General features: G+C 33.5%; 11 protein-coding genes and 2 tRNA genes. 8 read left to right on the forward strand and 5 right to left on the reverse strand.

Annotated elements, in window-relative coordinates:
- The first annotated feature begins 48 nt into the window (after window positions 1-48).
- The 6 genes from ASF10_RS14220 (at window position 49) to ASF10_RS14245 (ending at window position 8560) form a co-directional block, all read left to right on the forward strand.
- A complete protein-coding gene (locus tag ASF10_RS14220; RefSeq protein WP_056250324.1) occupies window positions 49-402 on the forward strand; it encodes a four helix bundle protein in 354 nt (117 codons plus the stop codon).
- A gap of 58 nt (window positions 403-460) precedes the next feature.
- Complete coding sequence (locus tag ASF10_RS14225) at window positions 461-1150, forward strand: RluA family pseudouridine synthase (protein WP_056250326.1); 690 nt, start codon at window positions 461-463, stop codon at window positions 1148-1150.
- Between the two features lie 75 nt (window positions 1151-1225).
- Complete coding sequence (locus tag ASF10_RS14230) at window positions 1226-2554, forward strand: aldehyde dehydrogenase (RefSeq protein WP_056250328.1); 1329 nt, start codon at window positions 1226-1228, stop codon at window positions 2552-2554.
- A gap of 124 nt (window positions 2555-2678) precedes the next feature.
- Window positions 2679-3470 carry a hypothetical protein gene (locus ASF10_RS14235; RefSeq protein WP_056250330.1) on the forward strand — a complete coding sequence of 264 codons (792 nt, stop codon included), beginning with the start codon at window positions 2679-2681 and terminating at the stop codon, window positions 3468-3470.
- A 94-nt stretch (window positions 3471-3564) separates the two neighbouring features.
- Entirely contained in the window at window positions 3565-7617 is a 4053-nt protein-coding gene (locus ASF10_RS14240) for a PAS domain S-box protein (protein WP_056250332.1), read from the forward strand.
- A gap of 91 nt (window positions 7618-7708) precedes the next feature.
- Window positions 7709-8560, forward strand: a complete 852-nt coding sequence (locus ASF10_RS14245; protein ID WP_056250335.1) for a neutral zinc metallopeptidase — start codon at window positions 7709-7711, stop codon at window positions 8558-8560.
- Window positions 8561-8881: 321 nt separating this feature from the next.
- On the opposite strand, the gene ASF10_RS14250 is transcribed toward ASF10_RS14245, so the two are convergent.
- The 5 genes from ASF10_RS14250 to ASF10_RS14270 all read right to left on the reverse strand — a co-directional run bounded on the left by ASF10_RS14250 (window position 8882) and on the right by ASF10_RS14270 (window position 11682).
- Window positions 8882-8955 (reverse strand) — tRNA-His (locus ASF10_RS14250).
- Between the two features lie 278 nt (window positions 8956-9233).
- Window positions 9234-9307, reverse strand: a tRNA-His gene (locus ASF10_RS14255).
- A 76-nt stretch (window positions 9308-9383) separates the two neighbouring features.
- A complete protein-coding gene (bshB1, locus tag ASF10_RS14260; protein ID WP_056250338.1) occupies window positions 9384-10100 on the reverse strand; it encodes a bacillithiol biosynthesis deacetylase BshB1 in 717 nt (238 codons plus the stop codon).
- An 84-nt stretch (window positions 10101-10184) separates the two neighbouring features.
- Complete coding sequence (locus tag ASF10_RS14265) at window positions 10185-11249, reverse strand: chorismate-binding protein (protein ID WP_056250340.1); 1065 nt, start codon at window positions 11247-11249, stop codon at window positions 10185-10187.
- A 1-nt stretch (window position 11250) separates the two neighbouring features.
- Complete coding sequence (locus ASF10_RS14270; protein WP_056250342.1) at window positions 11251-11682, reverse strand: PaaI family thioesterase; 432 nt, start codon at window positions 11680-11682, stop codon at window positions 11251-11253.
- A gap of 254 nt (window positions 11683-11936) precedes the next feature.
- Between ASF10_RS14270 and ASF10_RS14275 the strand changes: the two genes are divergently transcribed.
- Together ASF10_RS14275 and ASF10_RS14280 are read left to right on the forward strand one after the other, a co-directional pair.
- Window positions 11937-13454 (forward strand): right-handed parallel beta-helix repeat-containing protein, encoded by a 1518-nt coding sequence (locus tag ASF10_RS14275; RefSeq protein WP_056250344.1) that lies wholly within the window; start codon window positions 11937-11939, stop codon window positions 13452-13454.
- Window positions 13455-13922: 468 nt separating this feature from the next.
- Window positions 13923-15782, forward strand: coding sequence for an endonuclease (locus tag ASF10_RS14280; RefSeq protein ID WP_056250346.1), 1860 nt, complete (start codon window positions 13923-13925; stop codon window positions 15780-15782).
- The last annotated feature ends 629 nt before the right edge of the window (window positions 15783-16411 follow it).

The raw sequence follows: 16411 nt of genomic DNA on the forward strand, positions 1-16411 counted from the left end.
GTTTAATGCATGTAATATCTAAGAAAGCCTGATCTAAAATCTTAAAATATGCATCAGTTTAAAGAGCTTTTAATTTGGAAAAAAAGCAGATTATTTTGTTCTAAAATTTATAATGTGACTGCCAGTTTTCCAAGTGAAGAAAAATTTGGAATAACGAATCAATTACGAAGAGCTTCTGTTTCTATTCCTTCAAACATAGCAGAAGGTTCGTCAAGAAAATCCAATAAAGATTTTGCGAGATTTTTAGAAATTGCAATTGGTTCTGCTTACGAAGTAGAAACGCAACTTTTAATCTCATCTGATTTGGGATTCATTAATGAAGAAAAGACTAGTGAATTAATCCATATGTTAGAAGAAATTACAAAAATGACATCTAGATTTAGAGCGACTTTAATATTATAAAAAAGTAAATCTAAAAAATCTAAGTCTAAGTCAGTCTAAAAATCTAAGCCAGTCAAAAATGAAAGTACTTTCCAATAAAAACAACCTCCAAATTCTACACGAAGACAACCATATTATTGTGGTTAATAAGCGTGTGGGCGATATTGTGCAAGGTGATAAAACGGGTGATAAACCATTATCTGATGTTATAAAAGAATACATAAAAGACAAATACAATAAACCCGGTGACGTGTTTCTGGGAGTAATTCATCGATTAGATCGTCCTACAACCGGAATTGTAGTTTTTGCCAGAACGAGCAAAGCTTTGACACGAATGAACGAAATGTTCAGCAATCGTGACACGCAAAAAACCTATTGGGCAATTGTTAAGAATAAACCTCAGGAAACAAAGGCAAAATTGGTTCATTATCTTAAAAGAAACGAGAAAAACAATACTTCTAAAGCACATTTAAAAGAAGTTCCAGACAGTAAACTAGCCAGTTTAGATTATACGGTTTTTAAAGAACTTCAAAATTATGTGGCGCTGGAAATCAACTTACATACAGGTCGTCATCATCAAATCAGGGCACAATTATCTGCCATTGGATCTCCTATAAAAGGGGATTTAAAATATGGTTTTGATCGCAGTAATCCTGATGGAGGAATTCATTTACATGCGAGAAAACTGGTTTTTGTTCACCCAGTTTCTAAAGAAAACATTACCATTGTTGCACCAACTCCGGATGAAACAATTTGGAACGCACTTTGATTTTATGATACAATTCATAAATTTTTAAATTTTATCGATTAACTTGCATAGGAAAAATCAAGCGAATCACAAAAAATGGACTATAAAAACGACATCGGATACAGAAAAGAAACGCTAAAAAAATTGTTGTATAACATTCAAAAAAGCGAAGACTTAATTGTAAAAGCTTTATACGATGATTTTAAAAAGCCAGAATTTGAAGCTGTTTTAACCGAGACAAATTATGTCATATCGGAACTAAAAGACACGATAAAAAACATCAGTAAATGGGCAAAACGGAAACGAGTTTTACCATCACTTCTCAACTTTCCTTCTACAGATTATATTTATAAAGAACCATACGGAAACGTCTTGGTTATTGCACCGTGGAATTATCCTTTTCAATTGGCATTATGTCCGTTAATTTCAGCCGTAGCGGCCGGAAACAGAGTTGTTTTAAAACCTTCTGAACTTACTCCCAATACATCAGCGATTATCGCGAGAATTATCGAAAAAACATTCCACGTTAGTCATGTCGAAGTTTTTGAAGGCGGTGTTGAAGTCTCTAATAAATTACTGGCACAACGTTGGGATTATATTTTCTTTACAGGAAGTGTTTCTGTTGGAAAAATCGTCGCCAAAGCAGCAGCCGAAAACCTAACTCCCGTAACATTAGAATTAGGCGGAAAAAACCCTTGCATTGTTGATGAAACTGCAAATCTAAAACTGGCAGCAAAACGCATTGTATGGGGAAAATTTATAAATGCCGGACAAACTTGTATTGCGCCTGACTATATTTTGATTCAAAAAAACATGAAAGTTAATTTCATCTCTTTTTTAATCGAGGAAATCATAAAATCTTATGGCAAGAAATTAGAAAAATCTCCGGATTTTGCCCGTATCATCAATACTAAAAACTGGTTAAGACTTGCTAACATGATCGAAGCCGAAAAAGTAATTTTTGGCGCAGAAACAGATGCCAATAAACTTTACATATCTCCAACATTAATCGAAGAACCTGAATTGGACAGTCCGGTAATGAAAGAAGAAATTTTTGGACCTATTTTACCAATTCTGACTTATGAAACAGAAGCCGACATAGAAAACGTAATCAGACGCTATGAGAAACCTCTTGCATTTTATATTTTTAGCGAAAATAAATCGTTTGCCAGAAAATTAATCAAAACCTACTCATTTGGAGGCGGTTGCATCAACGACACAGTCGTTCATTTCTCTAATAAAAGGCTGCCTTTTGGCGGTGTTGGACATAGCGGAATTGGCGCTTATCATGGTCAGTTGAGTTTTGATATTTTTTCACATCATAAAGCAGTCGTAAAAAAAGCAAACTGGCTTGATTTACCTATGAGATACGCACCTTACAAAGATAAATTGGCGACTATAAAAAGAATATTGGAATGGATGTAACCGCAAAAAACAATTTCGTAATGTTTTTTGAGATTTTCATATGAATTTGATTAAAAATATTATATTTACGTCGCATTATTTATCTTAAATCCCAGAATATAAAACAATTCTACTTTTACAAAAAATGAAATCCACAATTGATCAAATCAAAGACATTAAAAATCATGGCTATACCTTAGATTTTTCAACTGTCTTTAACAATGCTTTTGAAAACTATAAAAAAATAGCACTTTATGCCGGATTAATACTTCTTGTATTTTCGATATTGTTTGGTGTAATCGCTTATAGTATTTTAGCTGCAATTTATGGAATCGATAAATTAAGCAATCCCGAATTTTTCAACATACAAACACAACATTTATCACAAATCAACCTTGTTTATTATTTGTTGGGAACAGCATTTTTTTCTGCCATATTAAGCCCATTTGCTGCCGGATTTTTAAAAATGGCGGAATGCGCAGATAAAGATCAGGAATTTAAAGTTTCTACAATTTTTACGTATTATAAAACTCGTCATTTTTTTCAACTTTTTATCGGCACTTTGCTTATTTCATTATTAGGAGGGATAATAACAACCTATCTTGAAACACAAAAGCTAAATAGTTTAGGTATTATAATCTCATTATTGATCTCTTATTTTACGTTTCTAATGGTTCCGCTTATAATATTTGGAAACCTAAATGCCGTTAGTGCAATAAAATCAAGTTTCATTCTTATTTCAAAACAGCCTTTTGTTCTCTTAAGTTTAATGATAACTATTGTAGTTGCATTATTCGTAGGTTTTCTGGCACTTTTTATAGGAATCCTTTTTACTGTTCCGCTTAGTTATTCGATTACATATACTATATATTTTTCAATTTTTAAAAATGATAAAGAAGATCCAATTGATTCCATTGGGCAATCGGATTTAGAATAAAACAAAGAATTCTAAACAAAAACAGAGCTTAACCTACTCTATTTTTAGAATTTTTTAAAAAGCCATTAACTAACCAAACATACCCCCGAATTCTATGGTAGAAAACTATAGTTTATTCAATTCGTTGATTTCAGGAATTGCCGCTATTGGCAATGGCCTAAAATCAATTATTGCAAACTGGTATGTTTTCACTTCAGATATTATTTTTTACAACAATCCTAAACTTATTATTTTAGGATTATCACTATTTGGATTTCTGGGGATTCTGGTTTACCAATTTTTTAAGATAAAAGCCAGGATTGGTTATTTTATCGAGAAGAAATTAGAAACTGAAACTGCCAACAGAGAATATCAGCTTTATCTTCTGTTTTTTGGTATTGCCATTATTGTTATCGAAATTATCAATGAAATATTTAAAATCAGGCCTCGCAGTTTGCTAATTTTAAATGTTACTATAGGATCGGTGGTTCTTTTAATTTACCTCATCACTGACAGAGTCAAATTTCTACGCAATAAAGTCCAACAAATTTTTATTACCTTATTTTTAAGCTTTCTTGTTTATGTAGGCTACAATATTATTTATCTCGAAAATGATGTCGTTCCTATCGTTGCCTTTTTAATCTCATTTTACTTTTCGTACAGTATTTTAAAACCCATAAAAGTATATTGGGCTTTTGTCGGGATTGTATTTATCTACCTGATTATAAATGTTATTTTCCATCTTATCCCTATAAAATCATCTATTTTACTTATCAATTACTGTATAATTGTTTTTATAATCAATCAGGTAAAATATGCTGTCTTATTAAACAACAGAGATAATTTCAGGTTTACAAATGAGATAGTCCATAAAGGAAACTCATTGACAATTGCTACCAATAAAAAAAATGAAGTCTTGTTTTGCAGCGAAACCATAACCTCAATTTTAGGCTATTTGCCAGATGAAGTAATGGGATTGAAATTCTGGAAGCTAACAAAAGAAACTGACTTTATTGGCGATATAAAAAATCTGAACCACGAAGAGAACAAACTTTATATCCGGAAATTAAAAAGCAAAAATGGCGAGTATAAATACATCCAATGGAAAGATAAAAAATTCTCTGAAGATTTAATTATCAGTATTGGTCAGGATGTTACGGAGCAAATAAATGTTAGGGACCAATACAAAAATCTAATTCAGACTGCTACAGATATTATTTTTGAAATTGACACAGATGGTTATTTCACTTTTGTAAATGACTTTGGATTTTCGGTTTTAGGATATTCTGAAAACGAAATTATCGGACAACATTACTCTAATTTCATTCATGAAAACTACCAGAGAAATGCAGTTGACTTTTACGAAAATCTGGAAATCAATGAGAATAATTTCCCAATTATTGAAATTCCTATTTTAAAGAAAAGCGGAAAAGCATTATGGATTTCACAGAAAATAATTGTCCGTAAAAATGATTTAGAACAAACCATTGGTTTTGCAGGAATTGCGCGCGATATTACAGATATTAAAAACATTGAAAACGAGAAAAAAAAGCGTCTTAAAAAAATCGAGGCTTATAACAGTTCCACAAAAAAATTATCAACCTCAGATTTTAGCCAATATGACAATTTGGACTCTGTTATCGATTATATTATTAAAGAAGCCGCAACAGTAAGCAAAACGAACCGCGTAAGTTTCTGGAAATATCATAATGATTTAATTACCTGTAAAAATTTATTTAGTGTTGACAATCAAAACTTAACTGATAAAAATATCCTGGACAAAGAATCTTATCCTATTTATTTTGAAACCTTAAAAAGCAAGGCAATCATTAATGCCCCGGATGTTTTTAACAAATTAGAAACATCAGAATTTCAGAGACTTTATTTCACTAAAAATCAAATTAAGTCAATGCTGGATGTCCCAATTTTTTTAAACGGACAATTGGCTGGTGTGGTTTGTTTTGAAAGTACAGATGAAAAAAGAGATTGGGATAATGAGGATATTAATTATGCCAGAACAATCTCTGATGTAATTTCCTTAGCCATTTCGTCGCAAATGCGTCTTGAAGCTGAGCGAAGATTAGAGTTCAAAAGTCAGTTACTTTCTGCGCTTTCTTTATGTACCGAGAAATTTTTATTGAGCAAAACCACTCATGAAATGTTTCAGGAAACCTATGATTTAATTGGTAAAGCTGCAAAAGTAGATCATATGTATTATTATGAAAGAGACTTTACAACAGATACGGTAAGCCAGAAATACAAATGGTCCAGAAAAGGAATTGAACACCAAATAACCGAATTGCGACAACTCACGAAAGATAATCTTCTGGAAATCTACGAAGCTGCGCAAAACAAAAAGATTTTAAACACGCACACGCGTAAACTTGATGAGACATTTTTTAAACAGTTATTAATCGAAAACGAAATTCAGTCGATTTTGATTTTGCCACTATATATCAACGATATTTTTACCGGTTTTATAGGCTTTGATGATTGTACAAAAGAAAGAAAATGGTCTGAAGAAGAAATTTATATCTTTCAGGTTCTTGCCAACAATATTTCATCAGCCTTAGAAAGAAATAGAAATGAAACGCGAATTGTCGAAAGTGAGCAAAAATTCAAGTTAATCGCTAATAATATTCCCGGAACTGTTTATCTGTCTAAATTTGATGCTTTTTCGACCAAAATATTCCTTAATGATGAGATTCTGAATCTAACAGGATATTCGAAATCTGAATTTATTGAGAATAATTTATCCTTTTTATCCCTTATTCATCCGGATGATAAAGATGAAGTAATCAGTAATCAGATTGATAATTTGCAAAGCGGAATGCCGTTGCATAATGTTTATCGAATTCGTCGAAAGAGCGGTGAATATATTTGGGTAGAAGAATTTGGGGATGTTATTAAAAAAGGAGATGAAATTGAATTTGTGGGCGGAATTTACTTTGATATCACGAATAAAAAAGAAACCGAAGACGCCATAAAAGCGAAACAACTGGCAGAAGCAGCGAATAAATCCAAATCTGATTTTCTTGCCAATATGTCGCACGAAATCAGAACACCGTTGAACGGAATTATAGGTTTTACGCATTTATTGATGAAAACTGAACTCGAAGAAATTCAGGAAAAATACATGACTACCATCAATCAATCTGCACATTCGCTCTTAGAGATTATAAATGATATTCTTGATTTTTCTAAAATTGAAGCCGGAAAACTGGAACTTTTTATCGATTTATATGATATTAAAAAAGTGCTGGGTCAGGTTTTTGATTTGATCGTTTATGAATCGAACCAAAAAAATCTTAAGCTGGAATTAAATGTAGATCCTGATGTTCCTAAATATATCTGGACTGATATTGTGAGGATCAAGCAAATTTTGATCAATTTACTTTCAAACGCAGTAAAATTCACCAATGAAGGTTCTATAAAACTGAATGTTTCTGTTTTAGAAAAAAATAAAAATAACAATTGTACCATCAGATTCTCTGTTGTAGATACCGGAATTGGAATTCTCGAGAAAAACCAGAAGAAAATTTTTAAAGCTTTCTCACAAGAAGACAGTTCTACAACCCGTAAATTTGGAGGAACCGGTTTAGGATTAACAATTTCCAATCAGTTATTAGCCTTAATGGAAAGCAGGCTGCAACTGGAAAGCAAGATTGATATAGGCAGTAATTTTTATTTTGATTTAAATTTAAAAACAAGTAATCAGAGTATTAATGAAAAGTACAATGCCGAACTTAAAAAGATCAATCTTGAATTGAGTTCAAACACTATTGGGGCAAACCATAAAAACATTACATTTTTGATTGTAGAAGATAATAAAGTCAATATGTTATTGCTCAAAACAATTATTAAAAACTTGTATAGTACCGCTTATATCTACGAATGCGAGAATGGTTATGAAGCCGTGAATCAATTTGAAAATATCAATCCGGATCTTGTATTTATGGATATCCAAATGCCAATTATGAACGGTTATGAAACCACAAAAGCAATTAGAAATACGATTACAGGCAAAGATATCCCCATAATTGCCGTAACTGCCGGAGCCGAAAAAGACGAAAGAAACAAATGTATATCAGCAGGAATGGATGATTATATCTCTAAACCAATCATAAAAGGTACTGTAGAAGAAGCCCTTGTAAAATGGTTAAAATAGTAAAAACTAAGTTATATCTATAATGTGTTTTTAGTAAAAAATATATAAATTCGTACAATATAAAACTCAATAATCTAAAATACAATATAATATGAAGTGGCTAGGCAGAAGACAAAGTGATAATGTAGAAGACAGAAGAGGTGTTTCTGGCGGAAAAGTAGCTCTTGGAGGCGGAGTTATTGGTATAATTATTTTGCTGCTGAACGTATTTGGAGGTGAAACCGGCCAAACTGTAGGGAATGTATTAGAGCAAATGCAAGGCGGACAACAAACACAAACCGAAGCTGCAGCACCGTTAAGCAAGGAAGATGAAGAAATGGGGAACTTTGTCAGAGTTATTTTAGCAGATAATGAAGACATCTGGAGCAAGATATTCACGGAACACGGCATGACGTATAAAAATCCAAAATTAGTGCTTTTTAGAGGCTCTGTAAATACTGCTTGTGGCGGTGCATCTTCTGCATCGGGACCTTTTTACTGTCCGGGCGATCAAAAAGTATATATGGATTTAGGCTTCTTTGAGGAACTAAAAAATAAATTTGGTGCAAAGGGTGGCGATTTCGCAATTGCGTATGTTATCGCGCATGAAATTGGGCATCACGTACAGACTTTATTAGGGACCTCAGCAAAAATGCGTCAGGAACAAGAAGGAAAAAGCGAAACCGAAGCCAATAAACTTTCAGTAGCATTAGAATTACAAGCTGATTTTTATGCCGGAGTATGGACGCATTATAATCAGGACAATCTTGATACAGGAGATATCGAAGAAGCCTTAAGCGCTGCCAATGCAGTTGGTGATGATGCCATACAAAGTAAAATGTCAGGACAAGTTGTTCCGGACTCTTTTACTCACGGAACATCAGAGCAAAGGATGTATTGGTTTAAAAAAGGTTTTAAATCCGGAGATATCAAACAGGGAGATACTTTCGCTGAAATACGATAATTTATAACCCAAAATATATAAGAAGAAAAGCATGACTTAAAGGTCATGCTTTTTTTGTGTTTTTTAGATCTAATTATGTAGGTTAATTTCAATAAAAATATCCGGTTTTAATGTAGAGACGCACAGCAGTGCGTCTTCGAATTGAGTTAGACGCACTGCTGTGCGTCTCTACTGGGAACTCGACAAAGATTAGTGAAAAAGATTAGCAACATTCTGTGCGGAGTTTCGAGTGTGATCCTTCGTTCCTCAGGATGACAAAAAAATGCTAAAAATTAAACGCACAAAAAAAGCCTTGAATAAATTCAAGGCTTTAAATTTCTGGGTGGCTGACCGGGTTCGAACCGGCGACCCGCGGCACCACAAACCGCTACTCTAACCAGCTGAGCTACAACCACCATTTTTGCTTAGCGAGTGCAAATATACAACAAAGGTTTATTTATGCAAAAAAAAGACTTCAAAAACCGGAGATATCAGGCAAGAAAATAGTTTTATAAAATAATACATTTCACAAACTAAAGCGTAACAGTCAATAAATCAATATTTAAACATTTATCTTTTTTTGATTTATTTTTAAATTAAATAAGTGATTTAAGTTCATTTTAGATGACAAAAACGTTCAAAAAAATAAACGCACAAAAAAAGCCTTGAATTTCTTCAAGGCTTTGAATTCCTGGGTGGCTGACCGGGTTCGAACCGGCGACCCTCGGCACCACAAACCAATACTCTAACCAGCTGAGCTACAACCACCATTTTTCTTTGCGGTTGCAAATATACAACAAAGGTTCGCTTCTCCAAAGAAAAAAATGAAAATTTTATATCAAAATCACATCAAATCTTCTAAGCTATTGACTGCCAAACATCTTTCGACAGTAAAACCTTCCGCAAAATCTTTACCAACCAGCCTTCCTAAATCCTGCGCACGATAATTTAGGCTTTCAAAAAAGTTTTTACTCGTAATTGGCGTTACAGGTTCTGTTGAATTTGGATCATAAAACTGCGTTTTATAAGCCATAATCGCTTCGACTTTTTTATTTTCGAAACCCGTAATATCAACTACAAAGTCCGGTTGTATGTTTTTCCACTGTATATAATGATACACTACTTTTGGTCTCCATGCTTCCTGATTTACTCCGTCAACAACAGTTTCGATTTTCATCAAGCCGGATAAAAAGCTAGCATCAGATACTAATTTACTTCCTTTACCATGATCGATATGGCGATCGTCAATTGCATTACACAATACAATCTCAGGTTTGTATTTACGGATCATTTTAATGACTTCTAACTGATGTTTTTCATCATTGGTAAAAAAGCCATCACGCATCTCTAAATTTTCACGAACCGAAACCCCTAAAATCGCTGCTGCATCTTTCGCTTCCTGATCTCTGGTTTCTGCTGTACCGCGAGTTCCTAATTCGCCACGCGTTAAATCTACAATACCTACTTTCTTACCCAGAGATATTTCTTTTAAAATCGTTCCCGCACAACCCAATTCTACATCATCCGGATGTGCCCCAAAGGCTAATATGTCTAATTTCATTCTTTTTGTTTTTTGTTTTTTTGTTTCAAGTTTTACGTTTCACGTTCTCTTAGCGACTTGAAACATGAAACTTTAAACTTTAAACTATTTTTTTAAAACCCTTTTCATCGTCATTGATTTATTCACGCTTTCCTCCCATTCTTTTTCAGGAATACTTTCTTTTGTGATTCCGCAGCCCATATATAAAATGGCTGTGTTTTGCTGAATTTGCATGCTACGTAAATTTACAAATAAATCAGAACTAATCTCATTGTTGGCAAAACTGCTGTTTAATTCACCCAGAAAACCCGTATAAAAAGTCCTCTCATAGTTTTCGTTTTCTATGATAAAGGCTTTTGCTTTTTTCTTTGGCAAACCACAAACCGCAGGAGTTGGATGCAAAGTATCAATAACTTCTTCCAAGGTAGAATTATCATTTAAAACTCCCGAAATATCAGTTTTAATATGCCAGATCGAACCTGCTTTTACACTATAAGGTTCCGTAACATCTACTGAAGAAGCTACTTCACGCAATCTTTTTACAATAAAATCAGTTACATATTGCTGTTCGTCTTTTTCTTTTTGCTGCCAGGAAATCTCAGCTTCTAAATTGGCTTTTTGAGTTCCCGCCAAAGCTGTAGTTTCAAAAACATTTCCGTTTGCTTTTAGCAATTGTTCCGGCGTTGCCCCCATCCAAAAACCAATTTCAGGATGAAAAAAACAATACGAAAAAGTTGTTGGATACAATTCGATCAAATTCTGAAAAGTCGTTATGAAATCAAATTCAGCCAAATCCACTTTTTCGCTTCTTGACAAAACAACCTTCTTAAATTCTTCGTTTTTGATGGCGCTAATTCCTTTCGAAACTAAATCTTCATATTGTGCTTTTGCATCTAAATCAAAATTTAATTCTTCGACTTCGATGTTATCAAAAAAAGTTTCTTCTTGTTGAGCCGTTATAATTTCAGATTCATTTTCCGGAATCAAAATCAGTTGTTTTTCATCAAAAGAAGCAAAAACAAAACCTTTCTCTTTATAATTAAAGATTTTATGCAACGTATTATTTTGCTGCAAAAGCCCAAAAACATTTCTGGAATTGGGTTTAGAATACATTACAAAAGGCAATTGATTTTCGTAATGTTTTTTTATTTTAGAAAAAAAGTCATTCATGTTATTCTGTTTTCTTTCTTTCTAAAACCATATTTGTCAGTTTGCAAAGCGAAATCAGGTTTCCGGCTTCATCTGTAATTTTAATTTCCCAAAGATGAATACTTCTGCCTTTATGGATGATTCTTGCCGTCCCGAAAACCCAGCCTTCACGAATACTTTTTAAGTGATTCGCCGAAATTTCAATTCCGCGTACTTCCTGTTCTTTTGGATCGATGAAAAAAAATGATGCCGCACTTCCTACACTTTCAGCCAAAGCTACAGATGCACCTCCGTGCAAAAGTCCCATTGGTTGGTGAACGGACGAATTTACAGGCATTTTTGCTGTCAAAAAATCTTCGCCAGCATCTATATATTCTATTTTTAGCGTTTCCATTAGCGTGTTTTTAGAAAACTCATTACAACGCGCTAAAATTTGCTCTTTTGTATAATTCATTTAAATTAGGCTTTAAAATCGTAAAATTAAAGAAAAGAAGAGATACAAATTAGAAAATCCAATTCTAAATTAAAAATCATCTGCAAGCGTGTAAGTTTTTTGTTATTTTTACAAAAACAATCAATATGAGTCTGCGGAAGAAAATTTATTTTTTTCTCCACAGATTTCACAGATTATCATAGATATTATTTTTTTGCCTTGAGCAGGAAATCATTAAAATCTTTTTAATCTCTGGCAAAAAACAAACCTATCAAATGCGTCAATACTTTATACTTTTTATTTTTGGATTACTTATAACTTTCAGCTCTTGCAGAACTGATTTTGATACTGTTGCCAGTTCCGGAAATTTAAAATTTTCTAAAGACACCGTTTATCTGGATACTGTTTTTAAAAATATTGGTTCAAGTACGTATCAGCTTAAAGTATATAATAAAAGTAAAGATGATATTTCGATTCCTGTTATTCAACTTAAAAATGGACTGAATTCAAAATACAGAATGACCGTTGACGGAATGAGCGGCACAAACGGTAAAATCTTTAAAGATGTGACACTTTTATCTAAAGACAGTTTGTATATTTTTATAGAAACTACGGCAGATATTACAGATGCAAATCCTACTGATTTTTTATATACAGATCAAATTCAGTTCGATAGCGGTGCAAATCTTCAAGAAGTGGCGCTGGTCACTTTAGTTCAGGATGCTGTTTTTCTTTATCCGAAACAAAATCCTGACGGAACTAAAGAAAAAATCAAAATTGACGGAAAAGATGTTGACGGTTTTTATCTAAATGAAAGTGACGCTGTAAACGGAAACGAATTGCTGTTTACCAAACAGAAACCGTATGTAATTTATGGTTTTGCAGGCGTTCCTGAAGGTAAGACTGTTAGTTTTGAAGCCGGATCACGCGTATTTTTCCATGCTAATTCAGGACTTTATGTAGACAATCAGGCATCATTACAAATTAACGGTTCTGCATCTTCAACAGATAAACTCGAAAATGAAGTTATTTTTGAAGGCGACCGTTTAGAATCTCTTTATGATGATATTCCCGGACAATGGAACTCGGTTATTTTTGCAAACGGAAGTAAAAACCATTCTATAAATCATCTTACGCTAAAAAATGCTATTACAGGTTTAAACATAAAAAACCCGGATAATACTACTCTTATTCAAATAAAAAATACACAGATTTATAATTGTGCCGAGTACGGAATCCTGGCTCAAAATGCACATATTAACGGAGAGAATATTGTAATCAATAATGCCGGTTTAGCTGGATTATCTTGTGTTTATGGCGGAAATTATGTTTTCACACATTGTACTTTCAATAATAACTGGCAAGGCAGTACGCAGTTTGCCGTAAACTTAAGCAATAGTTTAGCGGGCGCAACACCAGAGACAAATCCTTTAACTCAGGCAACTTTTAATAATTGTATTATTTATGGTTCAGCCACTAGCGAATTTAATTTGAGTAAAAATACAACTGCTGCTTTTGTTTATCAATTGAATAATTGTTTATTAAAGTTCAGCGGTTCTACTACAAATCCTGATTATCAATTTAAAACCGATGCGGCGCATTACAACCAAATCATATTAAATGAAAATCCTAAGTTTTTTAATGTTTCAAAAAACAAATTCAATATTGACAATACTTCCGCAGCTTTCGCAAAAGGGAATCCTGCTTATATAATTCCGTTAGACATTATTGGAGCAACCAGAACTTCTCCTCCAGATTTAGGTGCTTATCAAAGTGCAGCATTTCCTAAGTAATTTTGTTTTCACTACATAAGTGATATATGATAATTTAAGTTTTTATTAATCTATCGAGTATATCATTTCTCGTTCCTCGAAGTGACATAAAATGAGACAATTTTGTAAAATGATGGATTAAAATCCATCCCTGCAATATAAATCGAGCCGAAGGCTTTTTACAAAAGTTCCGGAGGAACGAGAAATCTTCGTAAGAAACTCCGTTGCCAAAATCATCAATCTTTGTCGAATTACGCGTGTTGTTTCTCCCTCCGGTCGAAATGACAAACTTCTTGAGACTGTATTCTACACCCATTCTAAAATGAACTTATATTACTTATATGGTTCAAAAATCCATCCGTAAGAAAATTTTTCTAAAATTAAAGATCACTTAACACAGTATATTCCTAAAAGTAGTATTTTTGATACAATTAATAATTAGAGACCTATATTTCAATTTATTAACAACCCAAATCTTAAACTATTTTTATGAAAAAAAACTACTCTTTGCTCTTATTGATTTTTGTTACGTTTGGTTTTGCCCAAATTCCTTCTGGTTATTATAACACAGCAACCGGAACAGGTTATACTCTGAAAACTCAGTTATACAATATTATAAAAGACCATACAAACAACGGTTATGCGGGTTTGTATACGACTTATCAAACTTCTGACGTAGATAATTTCTACGAAAATGACGGAACTGTTTTAGACATGTATTCTGAAAATCCATCAGGAACAGATCCTTACAATTACAGCACCGGAACTACACAAAGATGCGGAAATTACTCTGCAGAAGGCGATTGTTATAATAGAGAACACATTATACCGCAATCTGTATTTAATGAGCAATCACCAATGGTTGCTGATGCACATTTTATAACTCCAACTGACGGAAAAGTAAACGGAATGCGTTCTAATTATCCACATGGAACTGTATCTTCAGCAACTTACACTTCACAAAACGGAAGCAAATTAGGATCAAGTTCTGTATCTGGATATTCAGGAACTGTTTTTGAACCTGTAAATGCTTTTAAAGGTGATATTGCCAGAATGTATTTTTATTTCGCAACCAGATATGAAAATAATATTGCCGGATATTCTTACCCAATGTTTGATGGCTCAAGTAATAAAGCTTTTACAACTGCCTTCTTAAATATGCTCTTAGCCTGGAATGCGCAAGATCCGGTAAGTGCGAGAGAAATCGCCAGAAACAATGCCATTTATGCACGCCAGAACAATAGAAACCCATATATCGATCATCCTGAATATGTAAATCAAATTTGGGGTGGTACAGCTCCTTCCGGAGATACACAGGCGCCAACTGCTCCTACAAGTGTTGCTTCGACAGCAAAAACAGCCACATCTATCACGATTTCCTGGAATGGTTCTACAGATAATGTAGCCGTTACCGGTTATAATGTTTATGCTAATAATGTTCTAAAAACCACTGTTAGCAGTTTAAATTACACCATTACAGGATTGACTGCTTCAACAGCTTACAGTATTTATGTTACTGCAAAAGATGCTGCAGGAAATACTTCCGGCTCAAGCAACGTAATTTCCGTTACAACAAATGCAACCGGAGGAACTGGCGGAACAGCAAGCGACATACTATTCTCTGAATACATAGAAGGTTCAGGAAATAATAAAGCGTTGGAAATTACCAATAATACTGCAAGTTCTGTGAGTTTATCAGCTTATACTATTAAGAAACAAACAAATGGCGCCGGAGCATGGAGCACCGGTTTAACATTAAGCGGAACATTAGCTGCAGGATATAAATTTACAATCGTAAACAGCTCAATGTCATCAACTTGTTTTGCTACGAGTTCAGCTAATATTTCGACAACGGCAACTGAGTTGACTTTTAACGGTAATGATGCTGTTGGTTTATTCAAAAATGGCGTTTTAATAGACATCATCGGAACTTTTAATGGCGGAACAGCAAACTTTGCTGCTGATGTAACTTTAAGAAGAAAATCAACCGTAACCGCTCCAAGTACAACATTTAATCTTAGTTCACAATGGGATTCTTACGCAACAGATACGTGCTCAAACTTAGGTTCTAAAACTTTAGCAGTTGCTTCTATCGAAGAAGAAACTACAACTACATTGAGAGGACTTATTTTATATCCAAATCCATCTCATGGTAACTTTACCGTTTACTTTGACAATAGTGGTTCACCATATTCTATCGAGATAATTTCTATATTAGGTCAAAAAGTATTTGAGAAATCAAACATTACTGATTCATTATCTACGATAAACAATTTGCCAAAAGGCATTTACATTGTTCGTATTAATCAGGATTCTGACACTTTTGCAAAAAAGATCATCATCAACTAATTAATAACGAGTGCTTACTAAATTGAAAAGCGGCAATATTGCCGCTTTTTTTTGTTTTACCACATAAGTGATATAAGTTTATTTAAGTTTTTGTGGATTTTGTGGATTTTGCTCGCAAAGTCGCAACTCTATTCTCATTTTATGTCATTTCGACGAAGGAGAAATCTTCGCAAGTAACTCCGCAACAAGAGTCTATCTTTGTCGAGCTTCTCGTGGAGATTTCTCCTGCGTCGAAATGACAAACTATATGATTAATTATAAGTGATCTAAGTTTATTTAAGTTTTTGTGGATTTTGTGGATTTTGTGGATTTTGCTCGAAAAGTCGCAAATCTATTCTCATTTTATGTCATTTCGACGCAGGAGAAATCTTCGCAAGTAACTCCGCAGCAAGAGTCCAATCTTTGTCGAGCTTCTCGTGGAGATTTCTCCTGCGTCTAAATGACAAACTATATGATTAATTATTCCTTTGACTAAAAATTAGGTCTTTGCGACTTTGTGAGATTAAAAAAACTTGTATGAGATAGACGCAATGCAGTGAGTCTCTATGCATATGTGGTTCAAAAAAGCATCTGTATATTTTTTCAAAAGACTTTGTTTTCAAATTTGCGCTTACTATTTATTTACACTA

Origin of the sequence: Flavobacterium sp. Leaf82 (genome assembly GCF_001422725.1) — a bacterium.
Classification (GTDB): domain Bacteria; phylum Bacteroidota; class Bacteroidia; order Flavobacteriales; family Flavobacteriaceae; genus Flavobacterium.